Source organism: Flagellimonas algarum (genome assembly GCF_040513375.1).
In the GTDB taxonomy this organism is placed as follows: Bacteria; Bacteroidota; Bacteroidia; order Flavobacteriales; family Flavobacteriaceae; genus Flagellimonas_B; species Flagellimonas_B algarum.
In genome coordinates, this window is record NZ_JBEVTG010000001.1 from 288,058 (window position 1) to 308,889 (window position 20,832).

Sequence of the window (20,832 nt, forward strand, 5' to 3'; positions counted from 1 at the left end):
AGTATCCTTAAAGAAATTTATCGATTACATAAACCAGCTGTACCAAAGTGATGTAACTGACACTGGCCAACATCAACTTCCTCGCTGTCTTGTTATCGCGTTTTTCGAAGAGTCGGAATGCGAATGCCAACATGACCAAGCCCATGATCAAGACGATGGCCGCACCGACCATACTTAAGTGAAGCCGCCCCGTAAACCCGAAAACGGGCATGATGGAGATGACGATCATCCAAATGGTGTACAAAATGATCTGCAAGGCCGTACCTGTATCCTTTTTACCGGTGGGCAACATTTTGAACCCGCCTTTTCTGTAATCGTCGTCGAGCATCCAGCCCAAAGCCCAAAAATGCGGGAATTGCCAAAAAAACTGTATCATGAATAGGGTGCCGGGCTCGATCCCGAATTCATTGGTCGCGGCCACCCAACCTAGCATAAACGGGATGGCCCCAGGTATGGCCCCAACGAATACCGATAGCGGTGTAATGGTTTTCAATGGGGTGTAGACGCTGGTATACAAAAAAATCGAAATCGCCCCGAAAAGTGCCGTTTTCGGACTGAGTATATATAAGGACAACACGCCGAGTATCGTCATGGCAATAGCAATGGCGAGCGCGGTCGTGGGTGTCATGCGCCCAGCGGGGATCGGTCGGTTCCGGGTCCGTTTCATCAGGGCATCAAGGTCTTTTTCGATGACCTGGTTGAAAGCGTTTGAAGCGCCCACCATGCAATATCCTCCAAAGCCCAATAAGGCCATGGCACCGATATCGAGGGTTTCGGCCCCTAAGAAATAACCGGCAATCGAAGAGAAAACGACGCTGACCGCCAATCGCACTTTGGTCAGTTCCTTTACATCGGAAACCACCAGCGACCAGTTTGATTTTTCAAGGGTGCCTAAAGCAGACTTCATTCACTGAATTATCGACTGGCAAAGATACAGCTGCCAGGCGGTATTTGCAATGAAATCAAGCGATTCGTTTCGGATGGAAAGAGAAAACCCCGCTATGATCTAGCGGGGTTTCTTGTTTGTTTGTTCGAACTACTTACTGTAGCTTGAAGGTAATCGGAATACTAAATGGAACCTTAACCGCCCGACCCCGTTGCTTACCTGGTGTCATTTTTGGCAGTTTGTTGATGATTCGAAGTGCTTCAGCCTCTAGGTTCTTATCCGGGCCACGCATTCTGATATTTCCGATGCTTCCGTCTTTTTGGATAACGAAAATCACGTTTACTCGACCTTGAACTCCCATTTCCTGGGCAATTTCAGGATAGCGAAAGTTTTTACGGATGTGTTTCTGCATCATATCCTGGAAACACTTTTTCTTATTGCTTGAACCTTCACAGCCGGGGAAAACGGGTACATCTTCAATCACGGCGAAAGGAACCGAAATATCTTCCTCGACCTCTTCGACCTCAACGTCTTCGACTTCCATTACTTCTTCTTCTTGGCTCGTTTCGGTAGATTCGATTACCGTTTCCTCGACCTCTTCCTCATCTTCGACAACCTCGATGACCTCAGGTGCGGCCGGAGGTGGTGGCGGTGGAGGGGTCTTGATCTGCTCCGTCATGGGAACTTCTTCATCTAATTGATCCTCAACGTTCAAGGCAATGTCATAGTCATTGGTCTTGTCATATTTCTTCCATTCCAGACCTCGCCATACCAAGAACATTACCAGGGCTAGCCCGATAACGAAAAAGAGGCTGCTATTTCTTCCTACATCAGCTTTTGGATTCTTTTTTGGTTCCATGCGTTTTCGATTTTAGTATTCGCTAATTTAAATATTAATTTGAGAAATCCGCAATTAATCAACTCAATTTAACTTGTGACTTAGGGAACGGTACCTTTCAGTGAGCAAACCGCCCAAAACGGCCCCTGCCGAATTGGCCAGTCCGTCCCAGAGGTCGGGGTTTCGATCAACCGGCAAGATGCCTTGCAGGAATTCCATCAATATCCCGAAGCCGATCGCAAAGACCACCAAGGCGATAATTCGCATTCGGCGTTTCGCTGTGACGATGCCTTCCTTGATAAAGTGCATCCCTCCGAACAAGACCATGACCAAATAAAACACCCCATGTACGACCTTATCCAAATGGGGTATTTCCCAGGAAACACCAACTCCACCCGAAAATGAAAAAAGGCTGGAACAGGTCACAAAACCTATCCAGCCATAAAATAGAATAGCGCTGCGATGCTTGTTAAGCACCGATCAATTCTTTGTACGCCGCATCACTCATAAGGTCTTCGATTTCGGCACTATCGGAAATCTTGATCTTGATCATCCAGCCTTCACCATAAGGATCCGAGTTTACCTTTTCAGGCTCGTCTTCCAAAGCTTCATTGAACTCAATGATCTCGCCGCTCAAGGGCAAGAAAAGGTCACTAACGGTCTTGACCGCCTCAACGGTACCGAATACCTCTTCTTTGTCGAGCGTCTCGTCTAAAGTCTCGACTTCGACATAAACGATATCCCCCAATTCCCCTTGGGCGAAATCAGTGATCCCAACGGTGGCAACATCGCCTTCGATCTTCACCCATTCGTGGTCTTTGGTGTATTTTAAGTCAGCTGGTAAATTCATCGATATGCATTTTTGATGGACAACAAATGTAATGGATCACCCATTTGATTTCAAAGTTTCGCAATCGAATTTTCAACAGCTTATGATCAAGTCTTAATTGCCGAAATTGTAACGGATGGTGAAACCGGCGTTGATGGTGGTCTGCGGAAAGGCGGTCGACACCTTGAACTGTGAAAAGGAATGGTCGTAGAAGAAGAGGGCGTTCAAGCTTTTGCTCAAGGCATAATCTGCGGTGAACTTGATCGACCACAATTCTTGACCCGATGTGATCTGGTTGTTGTCGATATCCAGATTTCGGATGATCGTGATGTTGTCACGTAACGAAAGGTCGGCCTTCAAATTCAAATCACCCTTCAGACGGGTACGCTCGCCCCCGATATTGGTCACGAACTTGACGTCTTTGAAACGGTAACCCAAGCCCAAGGTATAGTTCCTTCCGTTGATCTCGGTCAGTAAATTATTATCGAAACTCAAGGATAATGTACGATCCGTGCGAACTTCGGCCAAAACACTCAAGGAGTTCTTCATCTCAAAATCCACTCGCATCAGCGGATTGAATTCATCGGTCAAGACCACATTGTTGATGATGTCTTCCGGAAGGAAATTACCAGTTTCGGCGTTTACCGGTGGAAGGCCGTCTTTGACCAACTGGACCCGTTCCAAATTGGTTTGGAAGGAATTGATACTATAGGCGGCACGGTATCCATGGGTCAAGGAGAATCGTTTGAATTTCTTTTTGAACCAACGGTTTTTCATCAAACCGGTATACTTGATGTTCCAATTCGGAATGGGGATTTCACGGAAGGCATCCAAATTGACCCGATTGACATCTTGACCGGTATAGGCGGCGAAAAAGGCCGGCAACAATACTTCTTGACTGGTCGGCCCGTAGCCATCAGGGAACCCATCGCCATCGGCGTCAATGGTGCTGGCGCCACGATCGGCAACGATACGGTTCGCTATGGTGGTACGGTTCGCCTTGAATTCTTCGAAGGTGCTCGAGTCGAATTCGTCACTCTTCCCAAATGCGGTTCCGATCATCACGGTCGAAATACTGAAATTGCCGAAGTTGTTGCTCAACAAGGGGTTGTATTGCAAACCACCGTTCACAAGGTCAGGAATAACCTCGAAGTTCTCTTGGAAGCTGTTCGAAATCTGCCGATCAGCGGTCAAATCTATGGTAAGATCCGGGGTGGGTTGTGCGGTAGCCGTTATACTCAATTGCTTGGAGGCGTTTTGCAGGTATTGGGAGTTGAAAGCCGAGAATTCGGTCAACCAACCTCGTCTTGCCGCTTCAAAGCGCACGTCGGCCTGGCTTCCGAAAACAAAGCCCAATGTAGGCCGTGAGGTACCGATAAACCCGATGCTTTGGGTATACCCGGGGAGCACCTTCCCACGGTTTTCACTGTAATTCACGTTGACCCGTTTGACCATGGTCACGATATCGATCAAGGTATTGAAGGCCTTACTCGTTTTCTTTTTCGGTTTTTCGTCTTCGCCACCTTCCCTGGGGTTACCCGCTTTATCACGACGTACCGGAGCCGTTCGCGTCGGTATTTTGCCATCACGCTTTTTGAGTCCGATATAATCGTAGAAACTTTGCATTGATAGGTTGGCCGTCAAGTTGTGTGTGCTTGCATTCTGTACGGTGTTCAGCTGTGCACCTTCACCCAATTCCTGTTCAGCGACTTCTACCAAGGCATCACCTCCCCGTTGCCAATCAAAATTGCTGGTATAGGTGTATTGGGCATTGATAAAACTCAAGAAAGGGATTTTGCTGAAAGGCAACTCATAGTTAAGCTGCATTTGTTGCGAGTGCCTGTTCGGTTCCCCGATATCGAAGAAACCATCCCAAAGATCCAAGGCTTGGTTAATTCCCGAATTCGGGTCTTCATCGATGTTAAAATAGTTCCGAACGATATTGTTGTTCGATGCCGTTAAATTCACACGCAACGATTTGCTCAGGCTATAGTTCAAGGCGTACTGCCAGTTGAACAAGTAATTACGCTGCTGTAGCAAGGGCAGATCCAAGGCTTCTACGCCAGGTTCCAAAACATCGCGAAAACGTTGTTGGTTAAAGGCCCTGTTGTAATTCGCGTTCAACGAAATACTGGTCGGCAAGACATTGAAGTTCAAATCCTTCAGCCACTGCCAGTACCTCCCTGTGAACAACGAATCCTTTTTGGCAAAGGGCGCTACCGGGGCCGGTTTGAAATTGTGGTTGTAGACAAAACCGGTATTGACGTTCTGATCCCTAAGATCGGCCACCTCGAAATCGCGGTGGTTGGTCTCGTTATACGAATAGTTGAAGGTGAAGTTCTCGATATCGTAGAAATTCGCATCGGCCTCCTCACTTCGGTTTTTGCGTACCCCGATCAGGTTGATACTGGTACGTTTGGTATAGTCTTCAGCCTGTTCCCTAATAGTCTCGGCATCGGCGGCGGTCTCTGCTGCGGCAATACGATCGTCCAATTTCAAATCATCATAGACGGGATCGAATTCGGGTGTGATCAGGGTTTCCGAAATCCCGTAGTTAAAGGGGATCTGCAACCCCCATTTTTTCGGAAAGAGCTGCCCGACATTGACATTGGTCACAACATCATAGGAAAAGGAATCTTCTCGCGAGCGTTCGTTGGGAATCTGATCGATGGTACCGAAGCCTGAAGTACTTTTACTAGCCGTGGCGGTCACGTTGGCAAAATCAGCCATATTGGCGTCCAATGCGGCGATGGCGGCCCATCCCCCATTATTGTCCAAACCTGCCAAACGCAATTCGTTAAACCATACTTCACCCCGGGCCGGCAGGTCGTCAACGTTCTTGATACCGACCATCATGCTACGAATACTTCCCAAAGACGGGTTACCCCGTATCCCGATACGCAAGCGCCCCAAAGTTCGTGGTGCGAATTCATCTACCGGAAAGACTTCCCCATCGACCACCTCGTAATAGTTGATTTGATCAAGGGTCTGTTCGGCAATGCCCAGTGATTTCACTTTGTTCAAATCGCTCAGGGCGATATCGATCTCGTTGACATCGGGCCAAATGATATCAGCAGCTGTCGAACCGAATGGTGTGAATTGCAAGGGCAGTTCGATTTGATAGAAATTTTCCGAGAAATCCGTTCCGATCCGTAGAAATCCGACCAAAGGGGTATCGTCATTCGCATAGTCACCATCTAAAATTTCCTCAGCATGCATGAACATCTTGATCCTTTGGTACTGTCGCACATCGATGTTCACGTTCTTGAACACCCCTCGTGAATCCTCCGATTCTAAATTCTCGACAACGAACGAAAGCGATTGTTCGTTCTGCCTGATGATGGTGTTGTTATTGTTCAGCTGCTCACGGATGACCCCGGGAGGTAACACATAAGGAATCGGTATACGCCCGCTATTCTCTTCGATATTCACGGTGTTCACATCCGTAATGGTACCGTCATCACTGGGATCGTTATCGATATCAGGCTGAAGTGAGTTCGTGTAGGTCCGCCAATCGCCTCGCACCAAATCAAGCGTGGCGAATCGCAACACCACGTCATCGGTAAAACCGGTGAGGTACATTCTCATAAAACTGATCGAACGAAAATCAGTGATTCCACCAACGGCATCCGTAAAATCACTCAGCGGGATTTTGTACTGGATCCATCTGCGGTTCAATTCGGTTCCGTTCGGCAAGGTCGGCGTGATCCCTTCACGGATATCGGTCACATATTGATCGTCGATCGTGGTGTTCGGCCGAATCTGGATGCGGTATTCGTAGTAACTGTTCACCGTGTTCATGGTCAAATCACGGTCGATGTCCTCCACATCGGGCAAGGTCGTCGACCCCCTGTCGGTATTGGTCACCGTTACCGGCGAGTTTCCATCGGGGTTATTGAAATCGATGTAACGCTCTAGAATTCCCCCCTCGCGGTTCAGGTAGTACTGGTAGTTATCCAAGGCAGGGTCTTCTGCCGGACCGTTATAAATCTGCGCCTCTTGTTCATCATTGAAACCGTCAAATCCGATATCCTGGGCCAAGCGATTGGTCTCATCGGCATCGAAGGCATAGACCAAGGCTTGAGTCGATGGTACTTGACCCCAAATGGTCTGTCGTGGTGTTTCGGTATTCGTGCCACCGGGCAAACCATTTTCATATTGCTTTCGGCCGTCTTTTAAGATATCTTCCGAAATGTTCCCCAGGTTCAAGACGAGTTCCCCCGAATTGCCGTTCAAGGTTTCCCCATCGACATAGGGATCCAATACCCAAAATTGTACGAACTCCACATTCGACTGTTCGAAATTGGTACTGCTCAGTGATCGCATGATTCCTGCCCAATTGTCTTGAGGTGTACCGTCAAAAGCCGGATTGGCATTGTACGGCCCTTTTTGGTTCGGGTAATAGGCCAAATCCAAGGTCCCTTGCACCGTGGTCTGACCTTGGGCGATATCGACCTGCGGAAAGACCTCATCGATGAACACACGGCGGGTACTGTTCAATGAAATGTCATTATCGGTCACCCCGCCTGGGCGTTGGTTCGTATAGAATATGGGATCGATGGTATACCAGGCCAATTTAGCGCGCTCATAACCCACTTCAAGATCTTGCAATCCTGTGGCGAATTCCTCGGGTGGACTCGCCAAACTCCACCCCAAAGAGGAGCGGATATCGATCAAGGCCTGGGCTCCTTCGAAATCATCGAGGTAGGTCGTCGTTTCCCCTTGGAAATCGGCATTCTTCGGTGAATTCGGTTGTAAAAAGGCGATCTCACCCCGCAACGAGAGGTTCGATGGCACATCGGTATCGATGTTCGGTAATTTGTTCGCCAGTCGGGTCAAGAAGGGCAGTTCGGTACTGAAATTCCCGTTTAGACCAAAAATGGTATTGTTGACCGGCTCGATCCCAAAATTGGATTTTTGGGTCAGCGGGCGTTCGTTCAAATTGAGCAGGGTACCGCCCAAAACAAAATTCTCATTGATTTTATGTTCCACATTGATCCCGGTAAACCTTCGGGTCTGCTGGCCGAACACCGCATTATTCTCTACGGAAATGTTGATCGGCGTATTCGATGCTTCCAGACTGGGGTCCAATAGTTGTACCGTTCCGGCCTGATAGTTCACCGTATAGTCGATACCTTCTTGCAATTGTCGCCCACCGGCAGTTACCCGAACCGATCCCCTAGGGACGTTGAAAGCCCCAATCGGAATACCGTTGTTGCCCTGAGACTTGTAGCGCCCCTTAAGCTGAAAACGGTTCTTTTCAGCATCTTGGAGGGAAGCCGCCTTGGTCTTGGCATACATGTTCCTGAATACATAGCGTTGCTGGTTGGCGTTGTACCCTTGATCGTTCTCCACATCATAGACCCCACCTCCCAAAAGATCGAAAAGGAATTCCCCAAAAGGCTCCACTTTGGTGAATATGATGCGACCGCTTTGGGTATCGACGGTAATGCCTGGTACGTAGTCAAAAAAGCCATCACCCCCTGCCTGCACGTCGTTATATACGTTCAAACGGTCTAAATTGAAGACGTTCAAAAGAATGCGTTCTTCCAAAGGTTTTCCATTGCTCGAGGCCGATGCCGGAAAGGGTTCGACAGGCGTAATGTAGTTTCTGGGTGTTGGATCGGAATAGAGGATGTTCAGTTTGAAGTCTTCTTGGATCAACTGAAAAGCCCCAGTGGAATAGATGTTCTTCATCATCAGATCCCAAATCGGATCATCGACATTGGTAATGTTGCTTTTGAGCAATTTCAAAACCAGGGTATTGTTCTCAATGATCGGATTCGCCCCTCCGGTCACCGTTGTGGCGTCGATACCCCCATTGGCGAATTCACCCACTTGGTAGACATCCCCATTGAAGGTGTACTGAAACGCGACACCCAACACCTCATCATTGCTCAAACGTTGATTCAACGAAATGTACCCGAGTTGGGTATCGAATTGGTAATCACGACCCAATTCAAGCTTGCGGGCATTCTCCAATATCGCATAATCAAAGCCTTGGTTGGAGGTATAGCCCGGAATATTGAAACCATTGTCGACCGTGGCGATATCGCGGATCGCTCCGGTCAAGGCCCCTCCTGCATCGATCAAGGCGGGATCGTAATCGTTATTGCTGTTCTGTGGCAATCCACCTCCGGCCGAGATGTTGAAAAAGCCCGGTGGGGCAAGTCCTTGCCGCCCGATTCGGGTCTGTTCGGAAACGGCTTCCCCCAAATCCTGGATGGCGACGACGTTACGCACATTCAAGGTCTGTTGGGTTCGGTTGGTCACCCAGACTTCCAATCGGGTGATTTGTACTTGACTTTGAATGAAGGGATAGTTTTGAAGGGCATCATCATAACTATCCCTAAAATATTGGGCAAGAAAGAAGTGCTTGTCCTCATCGTAATCCAAAGCCGTTAAAGAGTAATCGGTCAGCGTGCCTCCACCTTGGGCCACTACCGTATTGTTCTGTGAACGCTGTTCTGAAAAGACCGCGGTCACCGTGGTTTTTCCGAATTGCAGTTGGGTCTTGACCCCGAATAGACTTTGCGCCCCCGTAATCAAGGAGCTGTTCAAGGGCATGTTGACGTTACCAATCTCGATTTTTTGGAGGATATCGTCTTCGGTCGGCGTATAATCCAATTTGACGAGATTCTGAAAATCAAAGGTGGCTTCCGTGTCGTAATTCGCGGTAATCTGAAGGCGTTCGCCCACTTTACCAAGTAAGCTCAAACTGATACGTTGGTCGAAATCAAAGGAGAGATTGGTCCTGTTTCGGGGAGATAGGGCCGGGTTGTCGTTTTTTTGCCAAATGACGCCCAGATCCATAGCCACCGATCCCTGAGGGATGACTTCGATAGTATTGCCCCCGAATATCGATTCGAAGAAATTGCTGTTGACATAGAAATTCGGCAAGAGGTTTTTACGGGCCTCCTCACTTCCTTCCTTTTTACCTGAAAACGCATCGATCTTCTCTTTGAAATACGATTTCATGTTTTCCTTTTTGACCAGCTCGTAGTATTGCTCGGGCGTCAAAAAAATAGGATAGTCAACATTGTATTCCCCGATGCTCCTGGTATAGACGTAACGATCGATCTTGGGGTCATAGGCATATTTCGATACCAGGCTATCGGGATCCTCGAGCAATAACCTGCCCAAAGCGATGCCGGTCTTTACCGAGTCGGTCGCTTGTTCGTTCGTTTCTTGGGAATGAACCCGAAGAACGAAAGCCAATGCCAATATTAAGAAAACCCCCCAGGATCGTTGCGACCCAGGGAATGGTGATGCCCCTCTTTTCAAACTTGTTATAAATTTTTCAGCGCCTGCTTAATAATGCCCTCGACGCTAAGCGAAGTGTCTTGTGAAAGTACCTTGTCGACGACCTTTTCAGATTGCCTTCTGGCAAAACCAAGAACTTCTAAAGCAGATAACGCTTCTTCTTTGGTAGTATTGTTCGAAACGGGGGAAACTTCGTCCATATCCTGGACTTTAAGAATTTTGTCTTTCAAGTCCAAAATTACACGCTGGGCGGTTTTGGCTCCGATACCCTTTACCCCCTGTATCGTCGGTACATCGCCATGGGCAATGGCGTCTTTGACCTGTTGTGGACTTAGGGACGAAAGCATCGTTCGGGCAGTGCTTGCCCCGATGCCTGAAACTGAGAGTAATAACCTAAATATTTCGCGTTCGGTCTTTTCGGCAAAACCGAATAACGTATGGGCATCTTCACGGACCTGCAAGTGGGTGAATAACAAGATCAGTTCTTCATCCTTTAACAAGGAAAAGGTGTGCAATGAAATGTTGCAGAAGTATCCGACGCCTCCGCAATCAATGATCACATAGGTCGGATTTTTTTCAACCAGCTTGCCTCGAAGTTGTGTGATCATTGTGGGTTCATTTTGGCTCGTTTGCGCTTTTCCCTTTCTTGGGCATCGATGACGGCCACTGCCGTCATGTTGACCATTTCATCAACGCTGGCACCAAGCTGGAGGATATGTACCGATTTACGTAAGCCGACCATGATCGGGCCGATCGAGCTGGCATTGTTCAAACCTTTGAGCAGTTTGTAGGTAATGTTCGCGGAATCGAGATTTGGAAAAATCAAGGTATTCACCTTACGACCCGCCAATTTTGAAAATGGAAAATTGTTGTGACAAAGTTCTTGGCTCAAGGCAAAATCGGTCTGTATCTCACCATCGACGACAAGATCCGGGTTCTGCTCATGCAATATCTTGACCGCATCGCGAACCTTTTGCGCACCCGGATGGTTCGAAGAGCCGTAATTCGCATACGAAAGTAGAGCGACCACGGGGTCGAAACCGAAGGTAGTAGCGACATTGGCCGTCATTTGGGCAATCTCGGCCAAGCCTTTGGCATCAGGGTCGATATTGATCGAGGTATCAGCCAAAAACAACGGCCCACGCTCAGTGATCATGATGTTCAGTGTAGAGGCCCTGCCTACCCCAGAGGCCCTACCGATAACCTCGAAAACGGGTTTAAGCACCTTGGGATAGGAGCGTGAATAGCCCGAGATCATTCCATCGGCGGCCCCTTCCAAAAGCATCATCGAACCAAAATAATTGCGCTTGCCCATATTGATCCGGGCGCTGTATTCGGTCTCCCCTTTTCGCTTTCGCAGTTCCCATAACTTGGCTGCATATTTTCTACGTATCTCCCTCGAGTCTTCGGATCGGGGATCGATGATGGTCACATCGGCATCGAACTCCAATTCTTTTTTCAGACGTTCGATGGTCTCCCGGTTGCCGAGTAGGATGGGAATGGCAATGCCCTCTTCATACACGATTTGGGCGGCTTTGAGCACATCCAATAATTCGGCTTCGGCAAAGACGATTTTCTTCGGGTTTACCTTGGCCCTATTATGCAGCATGCGTACGACCTTATTGTCATTTCCTGATCGGGAACGCAGTTTTTCCTCATAGGCGACCCAATCTTTGATAGGGGCCTTGGCCACACCACTGTCCATGGCCGCTTTGGCAACGGCCGGCGGAATCTTGGCAATCAAACGCGGATCGAACGGTTTGGGAATAATGTAATGCTTACCAAAGGTCAATCGGGTGGTATCGTAGGTAATATTTACCTGTTCGGGTACCGGTTCTTTGGTCATTTCGGCCAAAGCACGTACCGCGGCCATTTTCATAGCCTCGTTGATTTTGGTGGCGCGTACATCGAGCGCCCCGCGAAAGATGAACGGAAAGCCCAATACATTGTTTACTTGGTTCGGATGGTCGGAGCGCCCCGTGGCCATAATGATATCGTCACGGGTGGCACAGGCCAGGTTGTATTCGATTTCCGGGTCCGGATTCGCCATGGCGAAAACGATGGGATCCTTGGCCATGGTCTTCAACATGTCAGGGGAAACGATGTCGGCTTTGGAGAGTCCGATGAACACATCAGCACCCACCATGGCTTCTTCCAAAGTATCTATTTTTCGGTCAGACGCGAACTCCGCTTTCTGGCTGGTCAGCTGATTGCGATCGCTGCGGATCACCCCTTTGCTATCCAACATCACGATGTGCTCCCCTTTGGCACCAAAGGCCTTGTACAAGCGGGTGCAAGAAATCGCGGCCGCTCCGGCCCCGCTGACAACGATCTTGACATCGGCCATTTTCTTACCCGTCAATTCGAGGGCATTCAACAAGGCGGCCGCTGAGATTATAGCCGTACCGTGCTGGTCGTCGTGCATCACCGGAATATTCAGTTCCTCCTTCAGCCGTCTTTCGATCTCGAAGGCTTCAGGCGCTTTGATGTCCTCTAAATTGATACCTCCAAAAGTCGGGGCAATGGTCTTGACGGTCTCGACGAATTTATCGACATCTTCGGTATCCAATTCGATATCGATCCCGTCGATATCGGCGAAGATTTTAAAGAGCAAGCTCTTCCCTTCCATCACGGGCTTTGAGGCATCAGGGCCGATATTGCCCAAACCGAGCACCGCGGTACCGTTCGATATGACGGCTACCGTATTCCCTTTTGAGGTATAGCGGTAGGCTTCTTCTTTATTCTTTGCGATTTCAAGACAAGGTTCTGCCACGCCAGGCGAATAGGCCAAGGCGAGATCCCTTTGGGTGGCATAGGGTTTGGTAGGTACGACCTTGATCTTACCGGGTTGGGGCTTGGCATGGTAGACCAAAGCTTCCCGGCGCTGTTTTTCATTGCTCATATAGTGCTCAAATGAGGGGTAAAGGTACGGGTATTCGACTAGTTTCGGACAAGCATCCTTTCGGTTTTGCAATCCGGCTTCCGGTTCTAAATCCCTATCTAGTTGCTATTCGGTAGCTACCGCATCTTTTTTGACGTTGAGACGGAGTGCGAAAACCCCGGCCAACACAAAGAAGGTACCCGCGAACAACATGGCATTCGCCGCGTTACCGCCCAATAGGTTTTTGAAAATCGGCCCGAAAGTCAAGGTCTGGATACCCATTGGGATCACGATCATCATGTTCAATATCCCCATATACACCCCACGCCGTTCTTGCGGAACGATCTTGGAAACCATGCTATAGGGTATCCCCATCATGGCGGCCCAACCGATACCGAACAAGACCATCGGGAACAATACCTGTACGGGATCCGCAATGTTCGGGATGGCGAACAAGGCGATGGCTGTACCGAACAGACTTAGGGCATAGATCTTCTTGCCACCGAAACGTACGGTCAAGGGCACCAATATCAAGGCCACAACGGCCGTTACGATATTATAGGTCGTACTCATCTTCGCTGCCTGGGCCGCTGCCTGTGAGGTATCATAGCCCATTGTCGTTCTGAACAAAGGGGTAATGAACTGCCAGTAGATAAATAGGGCGTACCACTGAAAAAGGTAGACGATCGAAAGCTTCCACATAAACTTCGGCATGTCTTTGACGGCATGCTTGATCTCAATGAAGGGCAGCTTAAAGCGTTCTACGAACGGAAGCGCCTTGTGTTTATTGATTTCGGCCAGTTCTTCATCACTAGGCGGTATTTCAGGCGTCTTGAACACCGACCATAAAATGGTGACGATCGATAAAAAGGATCCTATGAAAAAGGAGTAGTACAACCATTTCGGGATCTCACCGGAAATTTCCTCACCGCCTCCGAACCAATCTTGAAAAAGAAAGATCGAGGCATTGGCCAATAAGATCCCCGCTCCGACGAAAAGACTTTGCATTTGATATCCGATACTCAATTGGCTGTCGGGCAGTTTGTCACCTACAAAGGCCCTGTAGGGTTCCATGGCCATATTGTTGCCCACATCCAAGATCCATAATAGCCCTACGGCAAACCAAAGTGCCGGACTCAATGGAAAGGCAAAGAGACAGAGACTGCCCAGAATGGCCCCGATCAAAAAGAAGGGCTTGCGCCTGCCCCAACGCGGTGACCAGGTCTTATCGGAAACCGCCCCGATAATGGGCTGCACGATCAAACCGGTAATCGGACCTGCGATGTTCAAAATGGGCAAGAGTTCTTCTTTGGCCCCTAAAAAAAGAAAAATCGGATTAATGGCACTTTGCTGCAATCCGAAACTGTACTGGATCCCCAAGAATCCGACGTTCATGTTCCAGATCTGCCAGAAACTTAATTTAGGCTTTTTTATTTTCATTGGTATGGAGTTAGTTGGTGCTTGGATATAGACGGTTCAACGCCACTTCACCTTCTCAATATACTGTTTTCTTGAATCTTCCTTGAAAATTATCCGGTAAAACTTCGATTGTGGCAAACGAAAACGTTTGAATTTTGAGGAAACCTCATTTTAGGAATTCGATGTTCCGTTTCAATCCGGTAAACTTCGTCCGTTTTACCGCTGATTTCCGGAAGACTTCCTGAAAGACCTCTTCAGTAATCTCTTCCCAATCTTTTTTGGACATGGCCACCAATTCTGGATGGGGGTTGAACAAGGGCTCGCGATGGGGTTTGGAGAAGCGGTTCCAAGGGCATACGTCTTGACAGACGTCGCAACCGAACATCCAATCGTCGAACTGTCCTTTGAAATCGTTGGGGATCTCGTTTTTGAGTTCGATGGTAAAATAGGAAATGCATTTGGATCCATCGACCTCGTAGGGGGCGACGATCGCTTGGGTCGGGCAGGCATCGATACAGGCCGTGCAGGTACCGCAATGATCGGTTACCGGGGCATCATATTCCAAGTCCAAATCGAGGATCAGTTCACCGATGAAATAAAAGGATCCCTGCTCTTTGGTCAACAGGTTGCTGTGCTTGCCGATCCAACCCAGTCCACTTTTAGCGGCCCAAGCCTTTTCAAGGATCGGGGCCGAATCGACAAAGGCCCGACCATGCACCTCCCCGATTTCTTCCTGTATGAAATGTAACAAGGCCTTGAGCTTGTCTTTGACCACGAAATGGTAGTCCTTTCCATAGGCGTATTTCGAGATCTTGTAACTATCGGGGTTTTGCTGTTCGGACGGAAAATAGTTCATCAAGACCGAAATCACCGATTTGGACCCTTCGACCAATTTGGTCGGATCCAGGCGTTTGTCGAAATGGTTTTCCATATAAGCCATTTCGCCATGGTAGTTCTTGTTCAACCACTCTTCCAAACGCGGGGCCTCCTCTTCGAGAAATCCGGCTTTTGAGATGCCACAGGATAGAAAGCCCAAGCGTTTGGCCTCTTCCTTGATTTTTCGTGAATACTCAGCCTGCAGCATCACGCCTCGATTTTTTCGAACACCATTTGGGCATCCTTGGGTTTCAAGGTGATCATCGGTAGGATCTCGATCGGGCCTTCCTCCGGTTGGATGCGTAGCCCTTTGAGCAGTTCGGAAAGCACCAACTGCATTTCGAACATGGCGAAGTTGTTGCCGATACACATGCGGGGGCCCGCTCCGAACGGAAAATAAAAGTCGGAATAGCTATTCTTTGGCCCTTCAAAACGTTCGGGGCGAAAGGTTTCGGGATCGTTCCAATAGGCCTTGTGCCTGTGGATTTCAATGACGGAGAACAACACGGCGGTATCCTTTGGGTATTCGATGCCGGCATAGGCATCGGCCTCTAAGTTCATGCGGTCAATAAAATAGGCAGGGGGATACATCCGCATGGATTCTTCAATGACGTACTTCACTATTTTTTGACCTTGAAGAAACATCATGATACCCTCATTTTCTGACTGTGTCGATTCCTTTCGGATCTTGGCTTGGTATTCAGGGTGCCGCGCCAGCAATTGGCAGCTAAAGGTCAGGGCATTGCTGGTGGTTTCATGGCCGGCCGTGAACAGGATCAAAATCTCGTCGATCATTTGCTCTTCGTCCATAGGACCCCCATCTTCATAGCGGGCATCCAACAGCAGGTCAAGCAGATCGCCTTGCCGTTGCGTTGCCTGTTGGCGTTCATGGATCAAATCGCGCACCAGTCCCCGGGCTTCAGTGACCCAATCCATATGCTTTTTAAGAACGCCACTTAGCTTGAACCACCACCCCAAATAGGGTTGCCGCAATTCCCTGACGAGCATCCGTTGCGACGACTCGAGAATAAACTGCAAGCGGGCGATCGTTTTTTCCTCTACGGCCCCACTGAACAGCGAGTTGGCCACTACCTTGAAGGCCAAACGTCCGAAATAGGGTTCGATATCGATCCGTTTTCCGAGGGGTATGGTTGCCAATTCTTCCTTGATGGTGGCACGCATGCCTTCCAAAAGGCCGTCCAACTGTTTTTTATGAAAGGTCGGTTGGATAAGCTTACGCTGCTTTTTCCACAATTCGCCTTCGGAAGTCAGCAAACCCTTCCCCAAATATTTGGCGACATCACGGGTCTGTACTTCCGACTTGGTATAGTTCCGCTGGTTGGTCTGTAAGGTATACTTCAAAAAAGCAGGGTCCCTTGAGAACAAGATCCGTTTTTGAAAACCTAGGTGTAGGAGAAAGGTCTCCCCCTTTTCCTCAAAGTGCTTGTGATGGAAAGGCAGCGGGTTTTTGACGATCTCAAAGGCCCGTAGGACAAAGTCGAAAAATGAAACCTTGGGTACGCCCTTCACCATCAAAACAACCCTCCTTGTGTGCCTCCCTTGACGCGACCAAGGTGTTGGTAGGCCAATTCCGTGACCTCACGCCCACGGGGGGTTCGCATGATGAAACCTTGTTGGATCAAAAAGGGTTCGTAGACTTCCTCTATGGTCTCCGCACTTTCGGAAACCGCCGTGGCCAAGGTGGTGATCCCCACCGGTCCCCCTTTGAATTTATCGATAATGGTCGACAGGATCTTATTGTCCATTTCATCCAGCCCATGCGCATCAACGTTCAATGCCTGTAGGCCGAATTTCGAAATCTCGATATCAATGTTGCCGTCGCCTTTAATCTGGGCGAAATCACGCACCCGTCTCAACAAGGCGTTGCAGATCCTTGGCGTACCCCGACTTCGACCGGCGATCTCAATGGCCGCTTCATTACTAATGGGTACGTTCAGAATATCGGCACTGCGTTGAACGATGGTCGAGAGCAATTCGGTATCGTAATATTGTAAGCGGCTCGAAATGCCGAAACGTGCGCGCATCGGAGCGGTCAATAAGCCGGATCGGGTGGTGGCACCGACCAAGGTAAAGGGACTCAAATTGATTTGGACCGTACGGGCATTCGGACCCGTTTCGATCATGATATCGATCTTATAATCTTCCATGGCCGAATAGAGGTACTCTTCGACAATGGGGCTCAAACGGTGGATCTCGTCAATGAAGAGCACATCGCGCTCTTCCAAATTGGTCAACAGACCGGCCAGATCGCCGGGTTTGTCCAAAACCGGACCCGATGTGACCTTGATCCCCACGCCGAGCTCGTTGGCCAAAATATGGGCCAAGGTGGTCTTACCTAACCCTGGAGGACCGTGAAACAAGGTATGATCCAAGGCCTCACCCCGCATGTTCGCGGCTTGAACGAAAACCTTCAGGTTTTCCAAGACCTGTTGCTGCCCCGTGAAGTCATCAAAGGAAACAGGCCTTAACGCCCTTTCGATATCCAATTCCTCTTTCGAAAATCCGTCTGAAGTCGGGTCTAGGTTTTCATTCATCACATCACAAATATAGCGCAATTCGACCTTTTGGATGCCGTTCCCTAGCCGGGGAGATCATCTGCCGCTTTTGTCGTAAATTCATCTCATGACTACAACAGCTTTCCCGCAGGGCATCCTCCCTTATATCCCGTTTTTTTACGTTATCTGGTCTGATGATCTGCTCTCCGTTTCCGAAATCCAGGTCGTGCAACAAGCGATCGCCGGAGACGACTCCCTCGATGAAGCGGACAGGCACCTTTTGAATTCCTGGTTAAATCGCAACGATCCACCTGATGATTCGATCATCAAAGCTTGGCAGAACACCATTTCGAATAGCAAAGCCGCTTTGATCGAAAGTGAGACCTACCCGCTCGAGCGATTTTCACAGAAAGTGGCCCAATTTTACTGTGGTTCTTGTGCGGTGAACGCGCATTTGCGAACCATAGAAATCAACTTGGGCATCCAACCCAATCATTACAACCATCTGTTCCATGTGGCGGTCGAACACCAACCGTATTCCGATCGCTATGATGGACAGCGGATACACCAACTGATCCAAGGGGAAAAGACAACCGCCATTACCGAATTCCAGGCGGTGCTCGACCAGGCCCTTTTTCAACGAGGCGTTCCCCGAAATAAAGAACAACACCGCGAACTGGTCTTAGAGCAATTGATATCGATCGCCCAAAACGGTTGGGGAGCTCTAGCTTATCCTGAAGCCTATGGGGGCAAGAACACCATTGAAAGTTATGCCTCGGTCTTTGAACAATTATTGTTTGTGGATGGTAGCCTGGCCGTAAAATTCGGGGTACAATTCGGATTGTTCGGCGGAAGCATCCAAAACTTGGGCAGTCAGCGGCATCTTGAAACCTACTTGAAAGCGGCCGGAAGGGCCGATCTTTTAGGATGTTTCGCCATGACCGAGACGGGTCACGGTAGTAATGTCAGGGGCATTAAAACCACAGCCACCTATGTACACGACGATCGGATGCTCGTCGTTCAGACCCCGGGCAAGAACGACAACAAAGAGTATATCGGTAATGCCTTGCATGCCACTATGGCAACGGTCTTCGCCCAATTGATCGTCGAAGGAAAAAACCGCGGCGTTCACGCTATTTTGGTCCCGCTTCGGGATACCGACCACCAGCTATTGCCCGGTATCCGCATTGAAGACAACGGTCACAAACTCGGCCTTAACGGGGTCGATAACGGAAAAATCTGGTTTTCGCAGGTCAAAGTACCGGTCGCCAATCTCCTTGACCGTTATGGGGGTATCGATGCGGCAGGACAATACCGGTCATCTATCGAAAATCCGAACAAACGGTTTTTTACCATGTTGGGTACCTTGGTCGGAGGCCGCATTTGTGTGGCTAAAGGAGCCTTGGCCGGAGCTAAAATGAGCTTGGCCATTGCCGTTAAACATGCCCTTCGCAGACGGCAGTTCAACGATTCGGTAAAAATCCAAGAAGACCTGTTGCTCGACTACCCGACCCACCAGCTACGCCTGCTACCCAAAGTCGCCACTTCGTATGTCTACGAAATCGCGCTGGGCACGGCCATGCAACGCTATGCCGCCAATACCAGTGATGATAAAAGGGAAATCGAGACCCAGGCCGCCGGATTGAAAGCCTGTATCACCTGGTTTGCCACCCAGGCCATTCAAGAGGCCCGAGAAGCCTGTGGCGGAAAAGGGTACCTATCGGAAAACCGCCTCGGTGATCTCAAAAACGACACCGACATCTTCACCACCTTTGAAGGTGACAATACAGTGTTGTTGCAATTGACGGCAAAAGGCGTACTATCCGATTTTCGGGCGGAATTCAATTCAGGGGGCTTTGTCAGTGTCCTTAAACTTTTGGGGACCCGTCTATCAGATACCATGAGTACCTTGAACCCTGTCTACGCCAATAAGGTCGATAAAGACCACCTGTACAATCCGAAGTTCCATTTGCACGCCCATGATTTCCGTACACGTCGGCTCACCTATTCTGCGGCCATGCGCATTCGCTCGTATATCAAAAAAGGCATGCCGAGTTACCAGGCTTTCTTAAAGGTGCAGACCCATTTATTGGAATTAGGCAAAGCCTACAGCGAAGGTTTGGCTTTGGCTTGGTTTTACGAGAAAGTCGATCAAATCACCGACCCCGACTATCAAGCGCTTTTATACAAGTTAGGGACCCTTCACAGCCTTTCAACCTTGCGAACCCATGCCGAATGGTATTTGGAATCTGGGTATATCAGCGGCACCAAATCAAAGGCCATTCGACAACGTGTCGAACGTTTGAGTACCGAGCTCCGACCCCACTGCAATGCATTGGTCGATGGCTATGGCATCGCCGAACATTTGCTGCGCGCTCCTATCGCCAACTAGTCCGATTTTTTCTTGACCAATTGTGAAGTATCCATAAACTCGCTAACCGCGATTTGAGGGTCTCCGTAGAGAAAGGTCTTGGCATTGTCACGGGAAGCGAGTTCAAAGGTCTTGAGGGCTTTGACCCGGGCCACCGCGGCCATATCGACCTGTACCTTGGCATTGCCGGTTTCGAACTTCTCCCCTTTGAACTTGGTATTCGAACCAGCGATCAATTCAAGATCTTCGGTGGTGCCTTCCATGGTTACCGCGCCGTTGTCTTGTAAGGTTACCTTGCTGGTGCCCCCAGCGACATAAATATTCGCATCACTACGGTTGCGTAGACTCACGTTCAGGGAATCGACATCCATCCAAAACTCACCCTTACTGGTATTTTCCATGGCTAGATCGATGGTAAAAGCATTGGCTCTGACCTCCAAAGCGGCCGGCCCGAACACATTAAGGAACAAGGCATCGGCCGCAATCTCATCTTCACCCTTGATTTTACCGTCACGTACGGTAATGGCTTTAAGTTCCTTGTACTTGATGGTTATATCGAATTGTTTCTTGGTGGTTACGGTGTAGTAACTCGAAATGACCAAGGTACTATCTACGATTTCAAATTTCAGAATATCGATGAGGTTGTCATCAGCAACGATCTCATAACCCTCACCGAATGACTTCTTGAGTCGAACATCAAGGTCATCGTTCAATTCGATGGCATTGAAGGGAGGCAGTTCATCACGCACTTCGGTAACGGTTCGATTGCCCTTGATCTTGGGTCGGCGCTGGGCCATGACCAGCAATGGCAGCACCATCGCTGCTACGAGAATCAATTTTTTCATGGTTTCATATATAGGTTCGTATTCATATAACGTCGGAAACGGATCGATCGACATACGGTCTTACTGAAAGAACCATGCCAAAAGTAAAAAACAAAAAACCCATCACAA

At 49.0% G+C, this 20,832-nt stretch carries 13 protein-coding genes; 1 reads left to right on the top strand and 12 read right to left on the bottom strand.

Annotation, left to right across the window (positions count from 1 at the left end):
- Positions 1-7 precede the first annotated feature (7 nt).
- The 11 genes from cyoE to ruvB all read right to left on the bottom strand — a co-directional run bounded on the left by cyoE (position 8) and on the right by ruvB (position 17,547).
- Positions 8-907 carry a heme o synthase gene (cyoE, locus tag ABV409_RS01405; RefSeq protein ID WP_353875754.1) on the bottom strand — a complete coding sequence of 300 codons (900 nt, stop codon included), beginning with the start codon at positions 905-907 and terminating at the stop codon, positions 8-10.
- A 133-nt stretch (positions 908-1,040) separates the two neighbouring features.
- Positions 1,041-1,745 carry an energy transducer TonB gene (locus ABV409_RS01410; RefSeq protein WP_353875755.1) on the bottom strand — a complete coding sequence of 235 codons (705 nt, stop codon included), beginning with the start codon at positions 1,743-1,745 and terminating at the stop codon, positions 1,041-1,043.
- Between the two features lie 63 nt (positions 1,746-1,808).
- Positions 1,809-2,087 (bottom strand): VanZ family protein, encoded by a 279-nt coding sequence (locus ABV409_RS01415; protein WP_353875756.1) that lies wholly within the window; start codon positions 2,085-2,087, stop codon positions 1,809-1,811.
- Positions 2,088-2,193: 106 nt separating this feature from the next.
- Entirely contained in the window at positions 2,194-2,574 is a 381-nt protein-coding gene (gene gcvH / locus ABV409_RS01420) for a glycine cleavage system protein GcvH (protein ID WP_353875757.1), read from the bottom strand.
- Between the two features lie 93 nt (positions 2,575-2,667).
- The gene (gene sov, locus ABV409_RS01425; protein WP_489672206.1) at positions 2,668-9,780 is read right to left on the bottom strand and encodes a T9SS outer membrane translocon Sov/SprA; all 7,113 of its coding nucleotides are present in this window, start codon (positions 9,778-9,780) and stop codon (positions 2,668-2,670) included.
- 62 nt (positions 9,781-9,842) lie between these two features.
- Positions 9,843-10,424, bottom strand: a complete 582-nt coding sequence (gene ruvA, locus ABV409_RS01430) for a Holliday junction branch migration protein RuvA (RefSeq protein ID WP_353875759.1) — start codon at positions 10,422-10,424, stop codon at positions 9,843-9,845.
- Positions 10,421-12,718 (bottom strand): NADP-dependent malic enzyme, encoded by a 2,298-nt coding sequence (locus ABV409_RS01435; protein WP_353875760.1) that lies wholly within the window; start codon positions 12,716-12,718, stop codon positions 10,421-10,423. The genes ruvA and ABV409_RS01435 overlap by 4 nt, the downstream gene beginning before the upstream one ends.
- 105 nt (positions 12,719-12,823) lie before the next feature.
- Positions 12,824-14,137 carry an MFS transporter gene (locus ABV409_RS01440; protein WP_353875761.1) on the bottom strand — a complete coding sequence of 438 codons (1,314 nt, stop codon included), beginning with the start codon at positions 14,135-14,137 and terminating at the stop codon, positions 12,824-12,826.
- A gap of 145 nt (positions 14,138-14,282) precedes the next feature.
- Complete coding sequence (gene queG, locus ABV409_RS01445) at positions 14,283-15,200, bottom strand: tRNA epoxyqueuosine(34) reductase QueG (protein ID WP_425589988.1); 918 nt, start codon at positions 15,198-15,200, stop codon at positions 14,283-14,285.
- Positions 15,200-16,525 carry a cytochrome P450 gene (locus tag ABV409_RS01450; RefSeq protein WP_353876871.1) on the bottom strand — a complete coding sequence of 442 codons (1,326 nt, stop codon included), beginning with the start codon at positions 16,523-16,525 and terminating at the stop codon, positions 15,200-15,202. The genes queG and ABV409_RS01450 overlap by 1 nt, the downstream gene beginning before the upstream one ends.
- On the bottom strand, positions 16,525-17,547 hold the full coding sequence (ruvB, locus tag ABV409_RS01455) for a Holliday junction branch migration DNA helicase RuvB (RefSeq protein WP_353875763.1): 1,023 nt from the start codon (positions 17,545-17,547) through the stop codon (positions 16,525-16,527). The genes ABV409_RS01450 and ruvB overlap by 1 nt, the downstream gene beginning before the upstream one ends.
- 88 nt (positions 17,548-17,635) lie before the next feature.
- Between ruvB and ABV409_RS01460 the strand changes: the two genes are divergently transcribed.
- Complete coding sequence (locus tag ABV409_RS01460) at positions 17,636-19,900, top strand: acyl-CoA dehydrogenase family protein (protein ID WP_353875764.1); 2,265 nt, start codon at positions 17,636-17,638, stop codon at positions 19,898-19,900.
- Here ABV409_RS01460 and ABV409_RS01465 read toward each other — a convergent pair.
- Positions 19,897-20,724 (bottom strand): GIN domain-containing protein, encoded by an 828-nt coding sequence (locus ABV409_RS01465; protein WP_353875765.1) that lies wholly within the window; start codon positions 20,722-20,724, stop codon positions 19,897-19,899. The two genes, ABV409_RS01460 and ABV409_RS01465, sit on opposite strands and share 4 nt — an antisense overlap.
- Between the last annotated feature and the right edge of the window lie 108 nt (positions 20,725-20,832).

What these genes read in the sequence shown, in the direction of transcription:
- cyoE (WP_353875754.1), bottom strand. Translation starts at nt 907, where the DNA reads ATGAAGTCTGCTTTAGGCACCCTTGAAAAATCAAACTGGTCGCTGGTG.
- ABV409_RS01410 (WP_353875755.1), bottom strand. Translation starts at nt 1,745, where the DNA reads ATGGAACCAAAAAAGAATCCAAAAGCTGATGTAGGAAGAAATAGCAGC.
- gcvH (WP_353875757.1), bottom strand. Translation starts at nt 2,574, where the DNA reads ATGAATTTACCAGCTGACTTAAAATACACCAAAGACCACGAATGGGTG.
- ruvA (WP_353875759.1), bottom strand. Translation starts at nt 10,424, where the DNA reads ATGATCACACAACTTCGAGGCAAGCTGGTTGAAAAAAATCCGACCTAT.
- ABV409_RS01435 (WP_353875760.1), bottom strand. Translation starts at nt 12,718, where the DNA reads ATGAGCAATGAAAAACAGCGCCGGGAAGCTTTGGTCTACCATGCCAAG.
- ABV409_RS01440 (WP_353875761.1), bottom strand. Translation starts at nt 14,137, where the DNA reads ATGAAAATAAAAAAGCCTAAATTAAGTTTCTGGCAGATCTGGAACATG.
- queG (WP_425589988.1), bottom strand. Translation starts at nt 15,200, where the DNA reads ATGCTGCAGGCTGAGTATTCACGAAAAATCAAGGAAGAGGCCAAACGC.
- ABV409_RS01450 (WP_353876871.1), bottom strand. Translation starts at nt 16,525, where the DNA reads ATGGTGAAGGGCGTACCCAAGGTTTCATTTTTCGACTTTGTCCTACGG.
- ruvB (WP_353875763.1), bottom strand. Translation starts at nt 17,547, where the DNA reads ATGAATGAAAACCTAGACCCGACTTCAGACGGATTTTCGAAAGAGGAA.
- ABV409_RS01460 (WP_353875764.1), top strand. Translation starts at nt 17,636, where the DNA reads ATGACTACAACAGCTTTCCCGCAGGGCATCCTCCCTTATATCCCGTTT.
- ABV409_RS01465 (WP_353875765.1), bottom strand. Translation starts at nt 20,724, where the DNA reads ATGAAAAAATTGATTCTCGTAGCAGCGATGGTGCTGCCATTGCTGGTC.